The following is a 22,472-nucleotide window of genomic DNA, read 5'->3' as shown; positions in this document are numbered from 1 at the left end:
TGGAACTCCGTCACCCCGTGGGGCCGCCCGCCGGGGTGGGGCGGACCGCGAGGACGGCGATGTCGTCGTCGCTGTCCGCCCCGAGGCCGATGAGGAGTTCGTCGCAGAGCACGTCCAGGGGTTCGCGGGCCAGTGCGGCGGCGTGACGACGGAGGCGGTCCATGGCGTGGTCGAGGGACTCGTGGCGGCGTTCGATCAGGCCGTCGGTGTACAGGAGGACGGTCGAGCGTGCCGGGATCGCGTCACGGGCCGTGGGACGGGGCAGGTCGGGGTCCAGTCCCAGGAGCACTCCCGCGCCCTCCTCCAGATAGCGGGTACGGCCGTCCTCGCCGATCAGCAGGGGCGGCAGGTGACCGGCGGAGGAGTGCACCAGCTCCCAGGGGCCTTCCTCGGGGCCCTTGAGAAGGCCGTAGACGCAGGTGGCGGTGGCCTCCCGGTAGAGGCTGTGGTTCGCCATGTCGAGGCGGCGCAGCACCGTCGCGGGAGGTTCCTGCCGGTCCACGGCGATGCCGCGCAGCATGCTGCGCAACTGGCTCATGGCGATGGCCGCGTCGAGGTTGTGCCCGGTCACGTCGCCGATCACCAGGGCGATGTCCCCGCTGGGGAGGACGAAGCTGTCGTACCAGTCGCCGCCGACCTGGGCGGTGGTGGAGGAGGCCGCGTAACGGGCGGAGATCTGGAGGTGGTCCAGCTCCGGCAGCACGGGCAGCAGTGAGCGCTGGAGGCGTTCGGCGATGTTCCTCGTCTCCTGGTAGAGGCGGGCATTGTCCACTCCCAGGGCGAGGGCGCGCGCCAGGTCGTCGATCAGGGGCAGGTCCTCCTCGGTGAACTGCCGTTCCGCGCCGCCGTCGGCCACGGTGAGGGCGCCGATGACCTGTCGGCGGGCCCGGAGCGGGGCGACGACGGCGCTGCGCGTCCCCATGCTCCGCAGCAGTTCCCGGTAGTGGGTGTCGAGCGGGCTCGTGGCCCGGCTCGGCGGCGAGGGCTCGGTGAGCAGCAGCGGGCCGGCGCCGCGCAGCGCGCGGGCCAGGGGTCCGCGGGCGGTCTCCGACACCCGGGGCAGCCGGCCCTCGTGCTCCTCCGGATGCGCCGCCCCCGTGGCGCGGCGGACGACGCAGACCCGTTCCACCTGGGCGGCCTGCGCGGTGAACAGGTCGACCGCGCACCAGTCCGCCAGTCGTTCGGTGAGGACCCGGCCCACCTGCCGCACCCCCTCGTCCAGGTCGGGTGCGTTGGTCAGCGCGGCCGCGGTGTCGGCCAGCAGGGTGAGCCGCTCCAGCGCCGACATGCCCGCCGGGCCGCGGCCCGTGCTCACCTCGCGCCGCGGGGCGGCCGGCGGGGCGGCGCTGCCGGGCTGCTGCGGCGCCGCCGGCCGGGCCCGGCCGGGCGGGCGGGACGGGGCGACCGGCGCGGCCGCCCTGGGGGTGAGCTGGGCGACGAACACGGTACGGCCGTCGGGCATCTCCTGGGTCTGGACGAACAGCCGGACGGGGACCAGCCGGCCGTCGGCGTGCAGCGCGGGAAGCGGTACGGAGCGGCCCAGGATCCGGGGCTGTCCGCTCAGCAACAGGGACGTGAACGCCGTGAGGTGGCGTTTGCGGAGGTGTTCCGGGATGAGCGCGGTGAGCGGCTGCCCGACGAGGTCGTCCGCGTGCCAGCCGAGCAGGTCGGCCGCCGGTCCGTTCACGGCGATGATCGTGTTCCGCTCGTCGGCGGCGATCGTCGGGACCCTGCTGGCCCGTACCTGTCCGGCGTCCCAGGACACCAGCTCCGAAGGGCTGGAACCCGGCTCCCGGGGGACCACCGTCCACGCGGTGGGGGATCCGCCGGCCAGCTGGCCGACGATCTGGTCGAACATCCACCGGCGGAAGACGCGACTGCGCGGCAGAGCCGGCAGGGTCAGGAACCGTTCGTCACGGGCCGCCTCCTCGGCCAGCTGGAGGACCGTGCGCAGGGCCTGCACCGCGGGCGCGGCGTCGGCCGGCAGGACCAGCGGCAGGGACCGGACCTCCGCCCCGCTCGACTCCTGCCGCAGCGCGGCCGTCACGCAGGTGCTGATCAGGTGGTTCATGTCCTGGGCCGCGGCGAGTTCCCCCGGTGCCACACCCAGGTCGTGTCCGCAGGCCAGGGCCAGCACGACCTCGCGCAGCAGTGTGTGACGGTGCTGCTGGGACGCGGAGTACAGCGCCGCGGGCACGTCGACGAGCGTCACGGTCGCACCGGGACCCGTACCCCCGTCCGTACCGGCAGCGGCACCGGAGGGCGACGGCGGGGCCGAGGTGGCCCATCCGTCCGCGCGCGCCGCCGTTCCGTCGGGCGTTCCGTCCGGTTCCAGCTCGAACCACACCGTCTTGGTCTCATCGCCCGTGTCGACGCCGTGCCGGGACGCCAGCTGCTCGACGAGGGCCAGGCCCTGTCCGATGCCGGCGTACGGCGGGTAGCGGTACGGCACCAGCCCGAGGTCCGGCCGGCGGTCGCCCACCCCGACCCGCACGGTGCCGTCGGTCACCCGGGCCGAGACCTCGACCTCGGTGCGGGCGTGCAGCACCGCGTTGGTCACCAGCTCGCTGACCAGGAGCTGAGCGGTCTCGACCAGGTCCGAGGCGACGCCGTCCAGGGCGGACCGCACGAACCGACGGGCCTCCGCCACGCTCTGCGGCCCCTGGTCGAACCGTCGCACCGCCGCGCTCGGGGCATGGAGGTCGGCCATGGCCTCAGTCTGCCCCGGCGGGCCCGCTCCCGCGCCCGCGCACGGCCCCGGGGGGCGGCAGACGGGTGAAGACGGGGGCGGGGGGCGCGCGAGGACGGAGACGGCGGGCGCGCAGGGACGGGAGGGCGGGCGGCGACGGGGAAGGCGGGCGGGCCGGCGGGGACTCCGGCGGTGAACCCGTGAGGATTCCGGCGCCCACGATGGTCCAGTTGCGGAAGATCGCGCTCAGCCCGGAGTGGGAGGTGCTGGGCGGCTGAGCCATCACCGCGGGGGCCGACCGCCGATGGCGGGCGGCCCCGGTGGCGTCGGCGGGCGGCCCCGGTGGCGTCGGCGGGCGGCCGACAGCGCCGGCGGCTCCGCCACCACGTCGGCGGCCGGGTGCGGCTCGGCCGGCGTGGCGCGGGCCCGAGGCTCGCGACCCCCACGTGTCCCGCGGGTTCGCGGCTCAGAAGAACTCCGACCACGGCTGGTCCCAGATCTGCTTCACGCAGAGCGCGAGGAACAGCAGTCCGGCCGTCGCGAGCATGCCGTTGCTGAGCCGGCCGTTGCGCCACTCGCTGGGCGTACGGGCGGAGTTGAGCAGCCAGATCAGGGTCAGGGCGAGGAAGGGCAGGAAGGCCGCGCCCAGTACGCCGTAGAGGATGACCAGGCGGAACGGCTGGCCCTGGAAGAGCAGGACGATCGGCGGGAAGGTCAGCCACAGCAGGTACAGACGGAACGGCCAGGAGCGCTCCCGCTCGCCGGAGGCCACGTCGGCGCCCGTGGCCCGCGCGCCGCCCCGGTAGCGGGCGACGAAGTCGGCGAACATCAGGCTGACGCCGTGCCAGACGCCGATCAGGGAGGTGAAGGAGGTGGCGAAGAAGCCGATGAGGAAGAACTTGGCGGTGGCCGTGCCGTACTCCGCCTCCAGGATGTCGCTGAGCTGGACGAGTCCCTTGTCGCCGCCGGCGATGGCCACGTTCGCGGAGTGCAGCAGCTCGGCGCCGACGAACAGCATCGCGACGACGAAGACGCCGGTGGTGAGGTAGGCCACGCGGTTGTCGAGCCGCATGACCTTCATCCAGCCGGGGCCGGTCCAGCCCTTGGCGTTGACCCAGTACCCGTAGGCCGCGAGGGTGATGGTGCCGCCGACGCCGCCGATCAGGCCGAGGGTGTTGAGGACGGAGTCCTTCTCGTCCGGCAGGACGGGCAGCAGACCCGCCAGGGCGTCCGCGAGGTTCGGCGTCACCCGGATCGCGAGGTACACGGTCACCAGGAACATGACGCCCACCAGGACCGTCATGACCTTCTCGAACACCGCGTACTTGTTGAACCAGACGAACACCAGGCCCACCAGCCCGCAGGCGACGGCCCACCACTCCAGGTCCATCACGTCCGGGAACAGGGCCTGCAGGGGCAGCGCGCTGGACGACATCGCCGCCGCGCCGTAGACGAAGCCCCAGACGACGACGTAGACCAGGAAGAAGTACGTCGTCCAGCGGCCGAGGTCGGCCCAGCCGTCGAACAGGGTGCGGCCGGTGGAGAGATGCCAGCGGCCGGCCGCCTCCGCGAGGGAGATCTTGACCAGGCAGCCGAGTACCGCCGCCCAGAGCAGGGTGTAGCCGAAGTTGCTGCCGGCGATGAGGGTGGCGACCAGGTCACCGGCCCCGACGCCGGTCGCCGCGACGACGATGCCGGGACCGATGTGGCGCCAGCTCGACGCGCGGGGTGGGGTGGTGGCGCCGTCGGATGATGGCTCGGTGTCAGTGGGGTTTCCCGTGGTGTCCGCCATGACCATCAAGAAAGCGGAAGGAGACGGGTCCGACAAGGGGGCATACGTGTGCGTGCACGCCCCCTCGTGGCGGGGACTCGCTCCGGCGACGCGTCAGTCACACGTACACGTGGCGAGTTCGAACCACACGGTCTTGCCCGGTCCGTCCTGGTGGCAGCCCCAGCGCCGGGCGAGCGCCTCCACCAGGAACATGCCCCGGCCGCTCTCCGCGGAGCCCGCCTGGAGCACCTGCGGGGTACGGCGACCCGTGTCGGTCACCTCGCAGCGCAGGACGCCGTGCGCCGCGGACAGCGTGAGCCGGTAGTGGCTCGCGGAGTGCAGCAGGGCGTTGGTGGCGAGTTCGCTGACGAGCAGTGCGGCGGTGTCCACCAGGTCGTCGGGCTCGGCCAGCCCCCACCCCTCCAGCCGTCGGCGCACCTGCGCGCGCGCCTCACCGACGGCGGACGGCCGGGGGTCGTACTCGGCACTCCAGTGACCCGCGCCCAGGGGCGGTTGGGGACAGGCGCCGTACGGGGAGTCGGGGTCAGGAAGGCGCCCCCCGGAGAGTTGCAGCATGCCTCCAGAATGACCTCCCCCGACGACCCGTACACGGGGAGGACTACCTGTTTCCGTACCTGTGGATACCTACTGATACCTACTGATACCTGCTGATAGCTACCGATGACTGCCGATGACCGCTGATGCTCGTGGATACCCGGTGGTACCCGTGGATACCGGGGACTACCCGTACTGGAGGCGTACGGCCGTGCCGGCCGGGGTCGGGCGGAGGTCCACGTAGGCGCAGACCTGGCGGGTGAACCACAGGCCCTGGCCGGGGGTCAGGGCGGCCGTGGGTGGGGGGACGAAGCCGGCCAGGGGGTCGTCCACACGGTGGGACAGGCGCAGTTCGCAGACACAGGCGGGGGCCGCGCCCCACAGCAGGGTGGCGGTGACCGGGGCGAGGGAGGCCGCTTCCAGGACCGCCGTCGTGAAGAGTTCCGCGTCGGCGGTGCCCAGTCCCCGTCCGGCGGCCCAGGAGCGGACCTCGTCCGCGGTGGGCGCCGCGAGGTGTCGGGCGTCGGCCGGCGGGCTTGGCAGGGGGGCTTCGTCCAGTTCGGCCGTCAGCCGGAGCGGGTCCTCGTACGCGCCGCCGTCGGGGTGGGTGCGGCGGGCGGCGGCGACGAGGGCGGGAGGGGTGGTGCGGGTGTCGTAGACGCACAGGGCGGTGGTGGAGGTGGGGGCGAAGAGGAGGTTGGCGAGGGCTTCGTAGCGCATCCACTCGGCGCTCTCGCGCGGGGAGCGGCCGGCCCGGCCGGTCCACACCGGTTCCATGAGGAGGTGGATACGGCCGTCGGGGCCGGCGTGCGCGGCGAGGTGACCGGCGGCTCGGGCGACGGCGTTGGCGGCGGAGCCGGTGTACCAGTCGGTGTGCGGGACGAGGGCGACCTCCTTGGCGTCGGTACCGAGGGCCTCGCGCAGGACGTCCAGTTTGGCGGGGGCGGCGATCGCCACCGGCGGGGGCTCGTCCGGGGCGGCGAGGCCCTCGGCGAGGAAGGGCAGCGCGGCGGCGAGGAAAGCCTCGTCCGTGCCGGGCGCGGTCATGCGGTGGTCGAACGCCATGCGGTCCAGAGCGGTGGTGCGGACGGTCATCGGGCGGTCCTCTCCGTGGAGTTCGGGCTGCTGTGCGGCGTGGCGCAGCCTCACCGCTGGGCCGTCACCCAGGCGGCGATCTGGCTGCGGTTGCTGAAACCGAGCTTGCTGAGGATGCGCTCCACGTGGCCCTCGGCCGTGCGGCGGGCGATGACCAGGCGGTCGGCGATCTGCTGGTTGGCGAGGCCCTCGGCGACCAGTTCGGCCACCTGCGCCTCCCGACGGGTGAGGCGCAGGGCGTCCGCCGGTGCCTCGACGACGGGCGCGCGGCGCGAGGCCGCCGGGCCCGCGGGCGAGGTGCGCGATGCCGGTGGGGTGTGCGGGTCCTGCGTGGCGAGAGGTGGTCTGCCGGGCGGTGCGGGACTCGGTGTCCGGTCGTAGGGGGCCGGCCCGGTGGCGCGGACGGTGCCCCACGGTGGGGGCGGCGGGGGGCGGCGCCGGGCCGCGGGGTCGGGCGCGTCGAGGGCGTGGCGGACGGCGTCCGCGAGGGCGAGGGCGGCGCCGCGGTCGTAGGCGCGACGGAAGGCGGTACGGCCCAGGGCGCGCCGGGCGCGTTCCTCGGCGGCGCGGCGCGTGGCGTTCAACGCCGCCGATCCCCATCGGCTCGGGTCGACGTCCGCCCAGGCCCGGTCGGCGGCACCGAGCAGGACGGCGGCGCGTTCATGGGCGCCACGGTCATGGACGGTCCGGTCGGCGGCCCTGTGGTCAGGGGCAGCGTGATCGGCGGCTCCACGGCCACGGGCAGCTTGGTCGGCGGCTCCACGGCCACGGGCAGCTTGGTCGGCGGCCCCACGGCCACGGGCAGCTTGGTCGGCGGCCCCACAGTCGTGAGCAGCATGGTCAGCAGCCCCACGATCATGGACAACGCCGTCGGCGACTCCACAGTCACGGGCAGCGCGGTCGGCGGCCCCGTCGTCATGGGACCTGCGGCCGACAGCCCCACAGTCCGCAAGCCCCTCCCCCTGGCCGGCGGTGCCCCGGTCGGTGGCCCCCCGGTCTGCAGACCCACGGTCCGCGATCTCGCGATCAGTAACCTCCCGGCCGGCGGCCGTCAGATCCGTATCCCCGCGATCAACAACTCCCCGGCCCCCAGCTGTCCGATCCGCGACCGCGCGATCAGCAACCCCCCGACCCTCGGCCCCACAGACCGCTGCCCCCCGGTCAACGGCCATCCGCTCAACGGCCCCCCGGTCACCGGCCTTCCGGTCAGCGGCCCTCCGGTCAGCAACCCCCCGCTCGACCGCCCCGGCCGCCCTTCGGCCGACGCCCCCGCGTTCGGCGGTGACGCGGGCGAGCAGGTCGAGGGTGAGGCCCATGCCGACCACGTCGTGCACCGCCAGCTTGAGGCGCAGCGCCTCGCGGCCGTGGTGCTCCGCCCGCTCCCAGTCGCCCTTCACGGTGTGCGCGAGGGCCAGCATCCGCTCCACGTACGACAGCACCCACTGCTCGCCGTGGCCGGCGCACAGTCCGCGGGTCTGCTCGCAGACGGTGATGGCTTCGTCGGCGCGGCCCAGGAAGCTCAGGGCGCAGGCCAGTTCGACGCGGTCGAGGCCGACGAGGCTGAGGTGCTGGCCGGGGACACGGCCGCGGTCGACGCCGGTCCGGAAGTGGTCCAGGGCGCCCTCCAGGTCGTCGCTGAAGAGTCGGATGACGCCGATGACGTAGTCGGCGTGGGCCGCCTCCGCCGCGTCGCCGAGGCGGTGGGCCAGGTCGCGGGCCTGTTCGGCGCGGTGGCGGCCTCGGGTGAGGTCCTCCGGGCAGCCCGCGAGGAGGCCGGCCGCCCACAGGGCGCGGGCGCGTTCCCGCGTGGGCTCCGGGTTGGCGGCCAGGGCGCGGTCGAGCCAGTAGCGGCCCTCTCGGGGCGCTCCGCAGGCGTGCCAGTGGAACCACAGGGTCCCGGCCAGGCGCAGACCCGCGAGGGCCTCGCCCGGGGTGGTGAGGCTGAAGTCCAGGGCGGCGCGGAGGGTGTCCCGGTCGGCGCGGAGGCGGGTGACGATCGCGGGCTGGTCGGGGCCGAACCAGTCGCGCTCGCAGGTGGCCGCCCGCTGCTGCATCCAGTCGCGCAGGCGGGTGCGGGTGGCGTGTTCCTCGCCGGGGTGTTCGCGGAGGCGTTCCAGGCCGTACTCGCGCAGGGTGTCGAGGAGGCGGTACCTGGCCCCGCCGGCGGGGTCGCCCTCCCGGCAGAGCACGGACTTGTCGACCAGGCCGGCGACGGCGTCGAGGATGTCGTACGGCTGGAGCGGCGGGGGGTGGGGGTTCCCCGCCCGCTCCCCCCTGCCCGCCGTCCCGTCCGCACCCGTGCCCCCACCCGTGCCGGCACCCGTGTCCGCCGCATCCGCCCTCCTGTCCGCACCCGTGTCCGCCGCCGTATCGGACGGAGCCTCGATCGAGGCGAACGGCGCGTTCTTCGGCCGGGGGTCGGATGGCACCACCGGGTTCGCGCGGTCCGCGCGGTCCGCGCACACCGCCTCCGCCGTCTCCAGATCGAAGCCGCCCGGGAGGACCGACAGGCGGGCCCACACCCTCTGTTCGGCCTCCCCGCACAGGTCGTGGGACCAGGCAACCGCCGCGCGGAGGGTCTGGTGGCGGGGGGCGGCCGTGGGGCTGCCCGCGGTGAGGAGGCGGTAGCGGTCGTCGAGGCGGGCCAGGAGCTGGTCGACGTCGAGGACGCGCATCCGGACGGCGGCCAGTTCGATGGCGAGCGGGAGGCCGTCGAGGCGGCGGCAGAGGCGGGCCACCGACTCCCGGTTCGCGGCGGTGAGCCGGAAGCCGGGCAGCACGGCCGCGGCCCGGTCGGCGAACAGGGCGAGCGCCGGGTAGCCGTCGGCGGCGGAGAGGTCGCCGTCCGGGTCGGGCACGGGCAACGGCCGTACGTCCATGAGGTGTTCCTCGGTGAGGCCGAGCCGGTGCCGACTGGTCGCGAGGATCCGGACGCCGGTGGTGCCGTGCAGCAGCGCGCCGGCCAGCGCGGCGCAGGCGGGCAGCAGATGTTCGCAGTTGTCGACGACGAGCAGCAGCCGGCGGTCGCGGAGGCGTTCCACGAGGGTGTCCACCGGGGGGCGGGCGGAGTGGTCGCGCAGACCGAGCGCGTCGGCGACGGCGAGCGGCACGAGTGCGGGGTCGTGCACGCCGGAGAGGTGCACGAAGCACACGCCGTCGGGGAAGGCGCGGGCGACGCGCGACGCGATCCGCCCGGCCAGCCGGGTCTTGCCGACGCCGCCGGGGCCGGTCAGCGTCACCAGCCGGGCGCGGGCCAGCAGCTCGCGGCCGTCGGCCAGTTCGCCACGCCGGTCGACGAAACTGGTCGTCTCCACCGGCAGGTGGCCGTCCCGTCGTGGCGCTGATCCGCCCATGAGCAGCCAGTCCTCCGGGGGTGGGTTCCTCGAAGGAGCCGGAGGGTCGGGCTCCTCTTGTGCGCGGACCCTCAGCCTTCCCCGGGCCGTACGGATACGCACGCGCGACTCACGCCCGCGGGTGCACTTCGCCGGGGATCGCCTCTCGGGTCCGGGTCACGCGTACACTGCGCGACCGCCGCCGACGTGGCAACGCCTGTCCCGTGCGAGGCCGTTGCACACGATTCCGGCCATTCGGCGCCATGGCCACCCTTGACCTGACCATGTCATGCCTCGACGATGAGCGGCACCCCGCACCCGTGCACGGCGAGCACACCGTTCCACCCCCGCTCCATCCCCCACGCGTCCGGCGATCCCGGACTTCTGGAGAACCGAGGAGACCCCATGCGACTCCGTACCCGCGGCGCAGGCACCCGCGGCCCTGGCCGCAGCGGCAGACGAACCGCCGCGCTGGCCACCCTGATGGCCCTCGCCCTGGCCGCGCCGCTCTCGGCCACGGCCACGAACGCGTCGGCCGGCAGCGCCGTGAAGGCGGCGCCCTCCGCCGACGACATCCGTCAGTACGAGATCCACATCGACCACAGCACCCCCGCGACGCGTACCGCGATAGCCGGGTCCGGGGTGAGCGTGGACGAGGCCGACGAGGAGACCGTGGTCGTCTCCGGCCGCGCCGACCAGATCAAGAAGCTCCGCGCGCAGGGCTACGAGGTCGCCGCCCTGGGCGCCGCGCCCGACCGCACCGCCGAGGGCGAGACCCGGCTCTACGACTTCCCGTCCGCCGACTCCCGCTACCACAACTACGCCGAGATGACCGCGGAGATCGACCAGCGCATCGCGGCCTACCCGAACATCATCAGCAAGCGGGTCATCGGCACGTCGTACCAGGGCCGCAACATCGTCGCCATCAAGATCAGCGACAACGTCGGCACCGACGAGGCCGAGCCGGAGGTGCTGTTCACCCATCACCAGCACGCCCGTGAGCACCTGACCGTGGAGATGGCCCTCTACCTGATCCGCGAGCTGGGCGCCGGCTACGGCACCGACTCACGCATCACCAGCATGGTGAACAACCGCGAGATCTGGATCGTGCCCGACCTCAACCCGGACGGCGGCGAGTACGACGTCGCCACCGGTTCCTACCGGTCGTGGCGCAAGAACCGCCAGCCCAACTCCGGTTCCACGTCGGTGGGTACGGACCTGAACCGCAACTGGGCCTACCGGTGGGGCTGCTGCGGCGGCTCCTCGGGATCGACGTCCTCCGAGACGTACCGGGGTACGGCGGCCGAGTCCGCGCCCGAGGTGAAGGTCGTCGCGAACTTCGTGCGCAGCCGGGTCGTGGGCGGCGTCCAGCAGATCAAGTCGGGCATCGACTTCCACACGTACAGCCAGCTGGTGCTGTGGCCGTTCGGGTACACCAGCGCCGACACCACCACCGGGATGACCGCGGACGACCGCAACGCCTTCGCCACGATCGGCCGGTCGATGGCCGCGAGCAACGGGTACACCCCGGAGCAGTCGAGCGACCTGTACATCACGGACGGGTCGATCGACGACTACCTCTGGGGCACGCACAAGATCTTCTCGTACACCTTCGAGATGTACCCGGGCTCGTCGGGCGGCGGCGGCTTCTACCCGCCCGACGAGGTCATCGAGCGGGAGACCGCGCGCAACAAGGACGCGGTGCTGCAACTGCTGGAGAACTCGGACTGCATGTACCGGTCGATCGGCAAGCAGGCCCAGTACTGCGGCTAGGTCGGGTCCGTCCCCGGCCGGACTCGGAGTGGGACTGGGCCTAGGAGCGGGACTCGGCGTCGGCCTCGGGCGTCCTGCCGCCGGACGGCTCTCCGCCGGATTCCTTGCCGTCGGCCGGCTCACCGTCGGAGGTCTTGCCGTCGGAGGTCTTGCCGTCGGAGGTCTTGCCGTCGGAGGTCTTGCCGTCGGAGGTCTTGCCCTCGGCCGGCTCACCGTCGGATGACGTGCCGTCGGCCTCGTCGTCGAAGTAGGCGTCGAGGACCGCGTCCAGTTGCTCGTCCCACTCCTTGAAGCGGCCCCTGGCCGTCGCCTCGATCTCGATCGGGTACCAGCGGCGGTCAGGGGTGTGCACCGTGACGGTGAACCGCTTCCCGAAACGCGGGGTCTCCGTCTCGACCGCGCCGATCTCCTCCCAGCGGAACTCGCACTCCTCCTCGTCGAGGCGGAGGCGGACGCCGCGGGCGTCGGCGACGATCCGGGCCCGGCGGTCGGCGGCCTCGAAGACGGGGCCGTCGGGGACCTCCTCCGGCTCCGGTCCCGGCTCAGCCGCGTCCTCGGCCCCCTCCGACTCCCCGGCCACCACGGCCGGTTCGCCCTCGGACGGGTCCTCGGCGGTGACCGCTTCGCCCTCCGAGCCGGCCCGCGGCTTCGCGTCCTTCGGCTCCGCGGTCACGGGCGACGTGAGCCCGGGGATGAATGCCGGATCGAATCCGGCGCCCTCCAGGGGCTGGCTGCTCGAACCTATGCGCTGCTCCACAGCGGGCAGTATGGTCGACGATCCTGTGCCGGAGACAGTCAGCCCCCAACTTCGTTATGAGACGCCTACAACCGGGGCACGGACCGCGGCTGGACGAACAGGCCCAATCCGGCCGCCACGGCGAACCCGACGACCGACAGCCCCGTCTCCTGCACGGTCCGGGTCCGCAGGGTGTCCCGCCTCGTCGGGGGCCGCCGTGCCGTCGTGCGGTGCGCGGGAGTGGGGGGACCGGCAGAGGCGGGGTCCGGTTCAGCCGAGGACGGCGAGCGCGTCGATCTCGATGAGGAGCCCGGCGGGGAGACCGACGTAGACCGTCGTGCGTGCGGCGGGCGGGGCGGTGAGCGCCTGCTCCTCGAAGTAGGCGTTGTAGATGTCGTTCATCTCGGCGAAGTGGTCCACGTCCGTCAGATAGACGCGGATCATCATCACGTCGTCCCAGCTCGCGCCGCCCTCCTCCAGGATCGCCCTGACGTTGGCGAGCGTCTGGAGGGTCTGCTCGCGCAGGGTGGGGCCGGCCGTGGTGGGGGGCTCGCCCTCCGCGGCGGGCAGGAAGCCGACCTGGCCGGCGACCTGGAGGATGTTGCCCTTGCGCACTCCGTGGGAGAACTTCGCCGGCGGGGTGGTGTGGGTCCTCGGCGTGAGCGCGATCTTGTCGTTCATGGTCATACGGTGTCCTTCACTGGGGTCCTGCCGGAGTACTCGCCGCTGATGTCGTCCGCCGTGCGGCGCACTTGCGGGAGCAGTTCGAGGAGTTCGTCGGCGGTGACGACGACGTTCGGCGCGGAGACCGACATGGCGGCGACCACCCGGCCGTCGGCGCCGCGGATCGGTGCGGCGACGCAGTTGATGGACTCCTCGTGGCCGCCGAGGTCGGTGGCCCAGCCCTGCTCGCGCACCTTCGCCAACTCCCTGAGGAAGGCGGGGGCGTCGGGGGTGGAGCGGGCCGTGTAGAGGGGGTAGTCGAGCCGCTCGGCGACCGCGCGGCGCTCGGGATCGGGAAGGTCGGCCAGGAGCAGCTTGGCGACGGCGGCGACGGTGAGGGCGACCGGCTTGCCGATCCGCGAGTACATCCGCACCGGGTAGCGGCTCTCCACCTTGTCGATGTAGAGGACCTCGCCCTCCTCGTACACGGCGAGGTGCACGGTGTGTCCGCACCGTTCGTTCAGCCGGGCCAGGTGGGGGTGGGCGATCTCACGGATGTCGAGGTTCTCCATCGCCTCCTGGGCGAGGGCGAAGAGGCGGGCGCCGAGGCGGTAGCGCTGGTCGGACTGCCGGTAGACGAGCCCGTGCTCGTGCAGCGTCCGCAGCAGCCGCAGCGCGGTGGACTTGTGGACGCCGAGGCGGTCGGCGACCTGCCCGAGGTCCGCGGGGCCCTCGGCGAGCAGCGGCAGGATGCTCAGGGCGCGGTCGACGGTCTGGCTCATGGGGTGCGTTCCTCCTCGGTGGCCGCCGTGGCTCGCGTCCAGCCGGGGCCGAGTCGAAGTCTCCCCCACGCGTCGTCGTCGAGGGCGGCGAGCCGGTCGGCCCGGGCGATCCAGGCGGGGCGGGGCGCGGCCGCTCCGTGCGGGGCGGCGGTCGGGCGGCGGGCGGGCGGGGGTACGGCGAGGTCGCCGGGGACGGTGAGGGCGGCCGCGGCCCAGAGGTGGCCGTGCCGCAGCCGCTGCCGCACGGGCAGGCCGCGCAGGGTGGCGTGGAGGTATCCGGCGGCGAAGGCGTCCCCGGCGCCGACGGCGGCGACGACGTCCACCCGGGGGGCGGGTACGAAGGTGACGTGGCCGGCGTCGAAGACGGTGGCCCCGTGTCCGCCCCGCTTGACGACGAGCGTGGTGGGGCCGGGCAGGGCGCGGCGGACGGCCTCGACGCCGCGCGGGCCCCACACCTCCCGCGCCTCGTCGTCCCCGACGAACACGAGGTCGGCGCCGCCGGCCAGTTCCCGCAGGACGTGGGCCGCCCCACCGCCCGGCCAGAGTCCGCAGCGGTGGTTGACGTCGAAGGAGACGAGCGGCCGGCCGGGGCGGCGCGCCGTGAGGTCGCGGAGCAGCCCGAGGCACCCCCCGGAGAGGGCGGCGGTGATCCCGGTGAGGTGCAGGACACGGCCGGCCCGCGCGGCCGTGAGGTCCACGTTCCCCACCGTCATCGCGGAGGCCGCCGACCCGGCCCGGTAGTACGCCACCTCGTGGGCGTCGGTGGCGCGGTCCCCGGCGGTGCGGAAGTAGACGCCCGTCGGCCGCGCGGGGTCGCGTCGGACGGCCGTGACGTCGACGCCGTACGCCCCGATCGTCTCGACCAGGTGGTCGCCGAACCCGTCTGCTCCGACGGCGCCGACCCAGCGCGCCGAGTGGCCGGCGGCGGCCAGGACGCAGGCCACGTTGGACTCGGCGCCGCCGACGGCCCGGTCGAAGGAGGGGACGTCGGCGAGGCGGCCGGGGCGGGAGGGCAGGAAGGTGACCATGGACTCGCCGAGCGCGACGACGTCGACGACGACGGGGGCGTCGGGTGCGTCGCGCGGTCCGGTGGCGGTCACGATCGTCGTGGCTCCCTGGTCGGTGTGCGGGGCGGTTCCGTTGACCCGCGTCGGCCGAGATGTTAGACAGCCGTCAGCGGTATACGCAACGACCGTTGCACACCATGCAACACACCACTTCTGGAGGCTCGTATGGCCCTCGATCGCGGAACCGAAGCGCTCGCGCGGCTCGCGCAGGAGCGCGTCGACCACCGCTTCAAGGGCCTCCCGCCGGACGCCGACGGCCTGACGGTCGGCGAACTGGCCGCCCAGCGCCGGAACCTCTTCACGGACGGCTTCACCACGCCCGTCCTGGCGCTGTCCGCCGAGCGCCTGGAACACAACCTGCGGCTCATGGAGACGTACGCGACCCGGCACGGCCTCGCCTTCGCCCCGCACGGCAAGACCTCCATGGCGCCGCGGCTGTTCCAGCGGCAGATCGAGCACGGCGCCTGGGGCATCACCCTCGCCGTCCCCCACCAGGTCCGCGTGGCGCGGGCCTACGGCGTCCGGCGGATCTTCCTCGCCAACGAACTGGTGGACCCGGCGGCCCTGCGCTGGACCGCGTCGCAGCTGGCCGGCGACCCCGGCTTCTCGTTCGTCTGTTACGTGGACTCCGTGCGCGGGGTGGAGCTGATGGACGCGGCCCTGCGCGGGACGGCCCGCCCGCTGGACGTGGTCGTCGAACTGGCCGCGGGCGACGGCGCCCGCACCGGGGTCCGCACCGAGGCGGAGTGCGCGGCGGTCGCGGACGCGGTGGCCGCCGCGCCCACCCTGCGGCTGGTGGGCGTGGCGGGCTACGAGGGCGAGGTCCCGCGGGCCGACCCGGAGCGCGTGCGCGCCTGGCTGCGCCGGCTGGTGGCGCTGGCCGTCGGCCTCGACAGGGCGGGGCGGTTCGCGGACGCGGAGGAGATCGTCGTCAGCGCGGGCGGCAGCGCCTGGTTCGACGCGGTCGCCGCCGTCTTCACCGAGATCCCCGAACTCTCCGTACCCGTGCTGAAGTTGCTCCGCTCCGGCGCCTACGTCTCGCACGACGACGGCCACTACCGGAAGATCACTCCCTTCAACCGCGTCCCCGAGGAGGGCGCCCTGGAACCGGCGTTCCGCCTCTGGACCCAGGTGGTGTCCCGGCCGTCCGCCGAGCAGGCCTTCGTGAACGCCGGCAAGCGGGACGCGGCGTACGACCTCGGCCTCCCCTCCGCCCAGGTCGTACGGCGGGACGGCGCCGAACGCCCGGCGGCCGGCGTCGAGGTCACCGCGCTGTCCGACCAGCACGCCTGGCTGCGGACCGCCCCCGACGCGGAGCTGGAGGTGGGCGACTGGGTCGGCCTCGGCCTGTCCCACCCGTGCACGTCCTTCGACAAGTGGCCGCTCATTCCGCTGGCCGAGGCGGACGGCACGGTCGTCGACTACATCCGTACGTTCTTCTAGTCCGTACGTTCTGTCCGTACGTTCTTCTACTCCGTACGTTCTCGTGGTCCGTACGTTCTCGAGGGAGGTTCGGTCATGGAAGCTCTGGTCATCCGGGACGCGGACGTCGTCGACGGCACGGGCGCGGACTCCTACCGCGCCGACGTGGTGGTCGACGGCGGCAGGATCGTCTCCATCGTCAAGGAGGCGGCGGCCGCGGGCTGCCAGCGCCCGAGGGCGGTCCGCGAACTGGACGCCGAGGGGCTGGTCCTCTCCCCCGGCTTCATCGACATGCACGCCCACAGCGATCTCGCCCTGCTGCACGACCCCGACCACGGCGCGAAGGCCGCGCAGGGCGTGACCCTGGAGGTACTGGGCCAGGACGGCCTGTCGTACGCGCCGGTCGACGACCGCACCCTCGACGCGGTGCGCCGGTCCATCGCCGGGTGGAACGGCCCCGGCGACGACGTCGACTTCGACTGGCGGTCGGTGGGCGAGTACCTCGACCGGCTGGACCGCGGCATCGCCGTCAACGCCGCCTATCTGATCCCCCAGGGCACCGTCCGCGCGCTCGCCGTCGGCTGGGACGACCGCGAGGCGACCCCTGCCGAGCTGGACCGGATGCGGCGGCTGGTCGCCGAGGGCCTGGAGCAGGGCGCGGTCGGCATGTCCTCCGGGCTGACCTACCCGCCCGGCATGTACGCCAGGAACGCCGAACTGGCCGAGCTGTGCCGGGTGGTGGCCTCGTACGGCGGCTACTACTGCCCGCACCACCGCTCCTACGGCGCGGGTGCCCTCCAGGCGTACGCGGAGATGGTCGAGCTGGCCCGGCAGGCCGGCTGCCCGCTCCACCTCGCCCACGCCACCATGAACTTCGGGGTGAACGAGGGCCGGGCGCCCGAACTGCTGGCCCTGCTGGACGAGGCGCTGGCCGCCGGAGCCGACATCACCTTCGACACGTATCCCTACACCGCCGGCTGCACCACCCTGGTGGCGCTGCTGCCGAGCTGGGCGAGCGAGGGCGGTCCGGCGCGGATCCTGCGCCGGCTGACGGACGAGGGGACCGCCGAGCGGATCCGCCACGACCTGGAGGCGGTGGGCTCGGACGGCTGCCACGGCGTACCGGTCGACTGGGACACCGTCGAGATCTCGGGTGTCGGCGGTGCCGCACTCGGCGAGTACGTCGGCCGTACGGTCGCGGAGTCGGCGGCGCTGCGCGGCGAGACCCCCTGGACGACCGCCCGCCGGCTGCTGGTCGAGGACCGGCTCGCCACGGCGATCCTCCAGCACGTCGGCCACGAGGAGAACGTCCGCGCGATCATGCGCCACCCCGCCCACACCGGCGGCTCGGACGGCATCCTCCGGGGCACCAAGCCCCACCCTCGCGCGCACGGCACCTTCCCCCGGTATCTCGGACGGTACGTGCGGGAGTTGGGCGTGCTGTCACTGGAGGAGTGCGTCGCCCACCTCACCGGCCGCCCGGCGGCCCGCCTGCGGCTGCCGGACCGGGGCCTGGTCCGCGAGGGCCACCGGGCGGACCTGGTCCTGTTCGACCCGCGGACGGTGGCGGCGGGCTCCACCTACGACGCGCCGCGCACGCCGCCCACCGGCATCCCGTACGTGCTGGTCGACGGCCGCTTCGTCATCGAGGACGGCCGGCGGACGGACGTCCTGGCGGGGCGGGCGGTCCGTCGCACCCCCGTGTCCGGGTGACGGACCGCCGCCGCGCCTCCCTACGGCTTGGGCAGGGCGCACCCGGCCGCGCTCAGGTTGAGCTGGTTGCGGGTCGTGAAGCAGGCGGGGAACTGGTAGGTCTCCTGGGCGTAGTTGATGCCCTGGCGGACGGTGACGTTGCCGCTCGCGTCGACCTCGCAGGGGTTGTTCACCGTGCAGGACTCGCCGTCCTCGTTGCCGGTGTTATTGACGGCGACGACCTTGCCGGTGGCCTGGTCGACGACCGGCGAGCCCGAGGTGCCGCCGATGGTCTGGCAGGCGGAGGTGTAACGGACCGAGTCCTTCCAGGTCCAGTCGCCCTCCTTGACGCGGTACACGAACCCGTCGATGTTGCAGCTGTAGAGCCGCTTCCAGTAGCCGGAGGCGACGGTGATCGCGGTGCCGGCGGTGGGGTGCGTGTCCTGGACGGTCAGCGCGCTGATGCCGTACGAGCCGCGGATCGTCGCGTACGTGCTGGTGAGCTGGTAGACCGTGGCGTCCGTGTCGGTCATCGTCGAGTAGGCGATCTTGCTGGCGCGCAGGGTGGCGACCCGGGTGCCGGCGGAGTTGAGCAGCCCGAAGGTGCGGCTGGAGGTCCGGTTGACGATGACCTGGCCCGGCGCCGGGAATCCCGTCTCCAGGCAGTGGCCGTTGGTGAGGACCAGGGCCGGGTCGGTGTCCAGCGAGTTCGGGAAGCGGACCAGGGAGCCCGAACAGTTGCTCAGCGCGACGGTCCCGGCCAGGGTGACGGCCCGAAGCGTCGGCGACGCGGCCGCCTTCGTGCCCGCCGCGTCCGCGACCGCGACCGACGAGGCCGTGGCCGTGGCCGACGAAGCCGTGGCCGACGAGGCGGTGTCCGACGGCGCCGCGCTCACGGGCGCCGCGACCGCGGGTGCCGCGCCGGCCCCGGCGATGGCCAGGGCGATGAGCGCGGCGACGAGAGGCTTTCTCATGTGGGGGGTCCCCTCCGACGACAAGACGACCGGAGATCTTCCGGCCGCCGCTGCTGTGGTCACGCGCGATGGATCACGCGCACTTTTTGTCATGCGCATTGTCGGCACACGGGGAGGGGACGACAAGGATCACTTTTCAGCCGCGGGGGCGAGGGGTGCGGGCGGAGGGCGGCGGCGGGCGGTGGGGCGGCCGGCGGCGGGTGGGGCGGAGGGCGGCGGCGGGCGGTGGGGCGGCCGGCGGCGGGGCGGCCGGCGGCGGGGCGGCCGGAGGGCGGAGGGAGGCAGCCGGAGGGAGTCGGGCGGCAGCCGGAGGGAGGGCGGAGGGAGGAGGGAGGAGGGCGGCAGCCGGAGGGCAGCGGTCGGAGGGCAGGGGTCGGAGGCCGGAGGGCAGCGGTCGGAGGGCAGGGGTCGGAGGCCGAAGGGCAGCGGTCGGAGGGCAGGGGTCGGAGGCCGGAGGGCAGCGGTCGGAGGGCGGAGGAGTGCCTCCAGGGGATTGGCGGGAGGAGCCGCCCGGAGGGGCCCCGGCGGGTCGGGCAGTCGGCCTGGAGGTACTGACCGGCCGGCCCGGAGATCCCGGGGTCCGGCGGGACCCGGGCGGCGGCTCCAAGAGATCGGCGGGGCCGGGCAGCAGCCCCGCCGAGGAGCCTGGCGGCTCACGCGGAAGCCCCGGGCGGGCCGACCAGGAGGTCCCGGATCCGTTCCAGAGTGGCCTTCGGCCGCAAAGGGACCTGGTCGCTTCAACGTGGGCCTCTGACCACTGACCTTCGGATTCCAACCTCCGGTCCCCGGCCTCCGGTCACGACTCCGGTCCCCGGCTCCGGCTCCGGCTCCGGCGTCCGGTCACGACTCCGGTCCCCGCCTCCGGCTCCGGCGTCCGGTCACGACTCCGGTCCCCGGCCTCCGGTCACGCCCCCGGCCCCCGGCTCCAGCCTCCGGTCACGCCTCCGGTCCCCCTGTTCCGTCTACTGCGGTCCTTCGCCGCCGTCCTTCTTCGCAGCCCTCTACCGCCTACCGCGGCCTTTTGCCTCGCCCTTTGGGGTTCCCTTTGCCGGAGCCCGTGCTCGGGGTGGAGCCCGCGTCGGCCGGCGCGGACGTCGTGCCGGGGCCGGCCGAGGGGGACGTCGCCGGCGGCCCGGACGCCGTGGCGCCCGACGTGGGAGTCGCCTTCGCGTCGGTGGCGGACGCCCCGGGCCGGGCGGCGGGACCGGTCTCCGCCTCCGCCCCGGCCTCCCTCTCCGTCTCCGTATCCGCCTCCGGGGAGCGGGACGGGGTCTCCGACGCGCCGCCGCCCCCGGTCGTCTCCGCCGCGGCCGACCGGGTGCCGTCGGGGCGCGCCTTCCCGGTGTCGTCCGGCGAGCCGGAGAAGGCGAAGCCCGCGACCAGCGCGGCCACGGAGACGACGCCCACCGCGCCGACGGCGGCGACGGCGCGCCGGGGCCCGCGGGCGGCGGCCCGCCGCCGGTCAGCGCGCCCGCCGGGCACCCGCGCCCGCGGGTCGTACCCCTGCGGACCCGACGCCTGTGCGACGCGAGGCAGCTCGCTGGTCTCGTCGTAGGCGTTCTCCCACCCGTGCGCCGCGGCCGGATCCCGGTACGCCTCGTACGGCGGCGGGTCGGTCTCGGCGTACGGGAGGTACACGTTCGGCTCAACCCGGGGGTTCGCGCTCTCACCTGGCCTGGACATGGCCGGGGATTGTAGGGACGCGGGGGCCTGCGGGACAGCGAACGGCGATACCCCCGCAAACCCGGCGTCTCACGTGGCGGAAAACACGCCCCGAGGGGCGTTACCGGGCCGTAAGCTCCCCCCATGCAGGTGATCCAGTCGACCAAGCTCAGCAATGTCTGTTACGAGATCCGGGGCCCGGTTCTCGAAGAGGCGATGCGCCTGGAGGCGGCGGGGCACCGCATCCTCAAGCTGAACACCGGCAATCCGGCCGCGTTCGGCTTCGACTGCCCGCCGGAGATCCTGGAGGACATCCTCCGCAACGTCTCCTCGGCGCACGGCTACGGCGACGCCAAGGGCCTGCTGGCCGCGCGCCGCGCCGTGGTGATGCACAACCAGACGCTGGGCATCGAGACGGACGTCGAACACGTCTTCATCGGCAACGGCGTCTCCGAGCTGATCGTGATGGCGATGCAGGGCCTGCTGGACGACGGCGACGAGGTCCTCGTCCCGGCGCCCGACTACCCCCTGTGGACCGCCGCCGTGTCCCTCTCCGGCGGTACCGCCGTCCACTACCGCTGCGACGAGCAGTCCGACTGGATGCCGGACCTGGCGGACATCGAGCGCAAGGTCACCGACCGCACCAAGGCCATCGTCGTCATCAACCCGAACAACCCGACGGGCGCGGTGTACGACGAGGCCGTGGTCAGGGGGCTGACGGACATCGCCCGCCGGCACAACCTGCTGGTCTGCTCGGACGAGATCTACGACAAGATCCTCTACGACGGCGCCACGCACACCCCGACCGCGAAGGTCGCGCCGGACCTGCTCACCCTCACCTTCAACGGCATGTCGAAGGCGTACCGGGTGGCCGGATACCGGGTCGGCTGGATGTCGATCTCGGGGCCGCGCGCCCACGCCGACTCCTACATCGAAGGTCTGACGATCCTGGCGAACATGCGCCTGTGCGCGAACATGCCGGGTCAGCACGGGGTCGTGGCCGCGCTCAGCGGGCGGCAGACGATCAACGAGCTGGTGCTGCCGGGCGGGCGCCTCAAGGAGCAGATGGACACGGCGTACGAGCTGCTGACGCAGATCCCGGGAGTGACGTGCGTGCGCCCGAAGGGGGCGCTGTATCTCTTCCCGCGCCTGGACCCGACGGTTTTCAAGATCAAGGACGACCGGCGGATGGTCCTCGACCTGTTGCGCCAGGAGAAGATCATGGTCGTCCAGGGCACCGGCTTCAACTGGCCGGAACCCGACCACTTCCGGGTGGTGACGCTGCCCACGGTCACGGATCTGCGGGACGCGGTCGGGCGGATCGGGCGCTTCCTGGACGGCTACGGCCAGCCCTGAGAAGGCGGCTGGAGCCGACCCCGGGATTCCGCTCGGGGGCCGCCGGGCCCTGATTTAAGATCGACTCAACTTTAGACGAATTCCAAGCTAGGATGGTTTCCTGTCAGCACCCAGGAGGCCATTCATGTACGAACCGATCCGCACCAAGTCGGTCCACAGCACGATGGCCGGCACCTCCGACTTCCCCCACCGGACGCGGGGGGAGGAGCTGGACATCCAGCTCGCGGGCCATCTCGCGGCACTGCTCGCCGTCACCGACGACCTGCGCGCCCAGACCCCGTCGGACGACCTGGACACCGCGGCCGAACAGCTCGCGCAGCAGGTCGCCAGGTTGCGGGGCGGCAGGCCGCCGGCCCGCACGGCGACCCCCGGCACGACCCGTCCCGCGGCGCTGCACCGACGGGCGCACGCCCTCGCCGGACGCGCCCTGGTCGTCGCCGCCTCCCGCGCCGACACGGCCGCGGCGATCCTCGCCGCCGAACGCATGGACGCCCACACCGCCGCCCTGGCGACCGACACACCGGCGACCGACACCCTGGCCGCCACCGCCTGACCCCCAGAGGGTCCCCCGAACGGCCCCGGTCCGCGTGCACCCGCAGCGACGCGCGGACCGGGCGCCACAAAACCCCGGTGCACCCGCAGCGACGCGCGGACCGGGCGCGCCACAGAACCCCGGGCGCCGCAGATCCCCGCACCCGCCGGACGAGGTACGGGCGGACCGGCTGGAGGCCTGGCCGGCGGACGGCAACCGCCTCCCGCGGCGGGCAACGTCTCCCGCCGCGGCGGCCGGCTCACCGGGCGCGTCGGGCGCTCATGGCGAAGGCCTGCCGCCGCCCGTTCCGTCGGGGCTGACGGATGGGTGGCGACAGGCCCAGAGCCCCTCACGCCGTTGTGCGGGGCCTC

Annotated in this window: 16 protein-coding genes; 5 read left to right on the top strand and 11 right to left on the bottom strand. The window is 73.8% G+C overall.

What is annotated here, in order from left to right; genetic code table 11:
- Positions 1-10: 10 nt before the first annotated feature.
- From ACFYO5_RS18830 to ACFYO5_RS18810, 5 genes are all read right to left on the bottom strand, one after another.
- Complete coding sequence (locus ACFYO5_RS18830; protein ID WP_388709863.1) at positions 11-2,710, bottom strand: SpoIIE family protein phosphatase; 2,700 nt, start codon at positions 2,708-2,710, stop codon at positions 11-13.
- A gap of 445 nt (positions 2,711-3,155) precedes the next feature.
- Positions 3,156-4,481, bottom strand: coding sequence for an Nramp family divalent metal transporter (locus ACFYO5_RS18825; RefSeq protein ID WP_388709861.1), 1,326 nt, complete (start codon positions 4,479-4,481; stop codon positions 3,156-3,158).
- Positions 4,482-4,574: 93 nt separating this feature from the next.
- On the bottom strand, positions 4,575-5,036 hold the full coding sequence (locus ACFYO5_RS18820; RefSeq protein WP_388709859.1) for an ATP-binding protein: 462 nt from the start codon (positions 5,034-5,036) through the stop codon (positions 4,575-4,577).
- Positions 5,037-5,201: 165 nt separating this feature from the next.
- Positions 5,202-6,110: an anti-sigma factor RsbA family regulatory protein gene (locus ACFYO5_RS18815; RefSeq protein ID WP_388709857.1), complete on the bottom strand. Its 909-nt coding sequence runs from the start codon at positions 6,108-6,110 to the stop codon at positions 5,202-5,204.
- 50 nt (positions 6,111-6,160) lie between these two features.
- Positions 6,161-9,463: a LuxR C-terminal-related transcriptional regulator gene (locus ACFYO5_RS18810; protein WP_388709855.1), complete on the bottom strand. Its 3,303-nt coding sequence runs from the start codon at positions 9,461-9,463 to the stop codon at positions 6,161-6,163.
- 384 nt (positions 9,464-9,847) lie between these two features.
- Here ACFYO5_RS18810 and ACFYO5_RS18805 point away from each other — a divergent pair, with 384 nt between their 5' ends.
- Positions 9,848-11,215 (top strand): M14 family metallopeptidase, encoded by a 1,368-nt coding sequence (locus ACFYO5_RS18805; RefSeq protein WP_388709853.1) that lies wholly within the window; start codon positions 9,848-9,850, stop codon positions 11,213-11,215.
- A 40-nt stretch (positions 11,216-11,255) separates the two neighbouring features.
- Here the strand turns inward: ACFYO5_RS18805 and ACFYO5_RS18800 are convergent, their stop codons facing one another.
- The 4 genes from ACFYO5_RS18800 to ACFYO5_RS18785 all read right to left on the bottom strand — a co-directional run bounded on the left by ACFYO5_RS18800 (position 11,256) and on the right by ACFYO5_RS18785 (position 14,496).
- Positions 11,256-11,972: a hypothetical protein gene (locus tag ACFYO5_RS18800; protein ID WP_388709851.1), complete on the bottom strand. Its 717-nt coding sequence runs from the start codon at positions 11,970-11,972 to the stop codon at positions 11,256-11,258.
- A gap of 249 nt (positions 11,973-12,221) precedes the next feature.
- Entirely contained in the window at positions 12,222-12,632 is a 411-nt protein-coding gene (locus tag ACFYO5_RS18795; protein ID WP_388710421.1) for a RidA family protein, read from the bottom strand.
- Between the two features lie 2 nt (positions 12,633-12,634).
- On the bottom strand, positions 12,635-13,396 hold the full coding sequence (locus ACFYO5_RS18790; RefSeq protein ID WP_388709849.1) for an IclR family transcriptional regulator: 762 nt from the start codon (positions 13,394-13,396) through the stop codon (positions 12,635-12,637).
- Positions 13,393-14,496: a sugar kinase gene (locus ACFYO5_RS18785; RefSeq protein WP_388709847.1), complete on the bottom strand. Its 1,104-nt coding sequence runs from the start codon at positions 14,494-14,496 to the stop codon at positions 13,393-13,395. Before ACFYO5_RS18785 ends, ACFYO5_RS18790 begins: the two co-directional genes overlap by 4 nt.
- 132 nt (positions 14,497-14,628) lie before the next feature.
- On the opposite strand from ACFYO5_RS18785, the gene ACFYO5_RS18780 reads away from it, so the two are divergent.
- Both ACFYO5_RS18780 and ACFYO5_RS18775 read left to right on the top strand, forming a co-directional pair.
- Positions 14,629-15,906: an amino acid deaminase gene (locus tag ACFYO5_RS18780; RefSeq protein ID WP_388709845.1), complete on the top strand. Its 1,278-nt coding sequence runs from the start codon at positions 14,629-14,631 to the stop codon at positions 15,904-15,906.
- Between the two features lie 75 nt (positions 15,907-15,981).
- A complete protein-coding gene (locus tag ACFYO5_RS18775) occupies positions 15,982-17,598 on the top strand; it encodes an amidohydrolase family protein (RefSeq protein ID WP_388709843.1) in 1,617 nt (538 codons plus the stop codon).
- Positions 17,599-17,618: 20 nt separating this feature from the next.
- Here the strand turns inward: ACFYO5_RS18775 and ACFYO5_RS18770 are convergent, their stop codons facing one another.
- Together ACFYO5_RS18770 and ACFYO5_RS18765 are read right to left on the bottom strand one after the other, a co-directional pair.
- Positions 17,619-18,551: a serine protease gene (locus ACFYO5_RS18770; protein WP_388709841.1), complete on the bottom strand. Its 933-nt coding sequence runs from the start codon at positions 18,549-18,551 to the stop codon at positions 17,619-17,621.
- Positions 18,552-19,559: 1,008 nt separating this feature from the next.
- Positions 19,560-20,234 (bottom strand): hypothetical protein, encoded by a 675-nt coding sequence (locus tag ACFYO5_RS18765; protein ID WP_388709839.1) that lies wholly within the window; start codon positions 20,232-20,234, stop codon positions 19,560-19,562.
- Between the two features lie 123 nt (positions 20,235-20,357).
- On the opposite strand from ACFYO5_RS18765, the gene ACFYO5_RS18760 reads away from it, so the two are divergent.
- The gene (locus ACFYO5_RS18760) at positions 20,358-21,569 is read left to right on the top strand and encodes a pyridoxal phosphate-dependent aminotransferase (protein WP_356560109.1); all 1,212 of its coding nucleotides are present in this window, start codon (positions 20,358-20,360) and stop codon (positions 21,567-21,569) included.
- Positions 21,570-21,693: 124 nt separating this feature from the next.
- Entirely contained in the window at positions 21,694-22,122 is a 429-nt protein-coding gene (locus ACFYO5_RS18755) for a hypothetical protein (RefSeq protein ID WP_356560110.1), read from the top strand.
- Positions 22,123-22,472: the final 350 nt, after the last annotated feature.

Source organism: Streptomyces sp. NPDC006259 (genome assembly GCF_042870975.1).
In the GTDB taxonomy this organism is placed as follows: Bacteria; Actinomycetota; Actinomycetes; order Streptomycetales; family Streptomycetaceae; genus Streptomyces.
The sequence above is the reverse complement of the archived record's forward strand: the minus strand, read 5'-3'. Positions and strand labels throughout refer to the sequence as shown.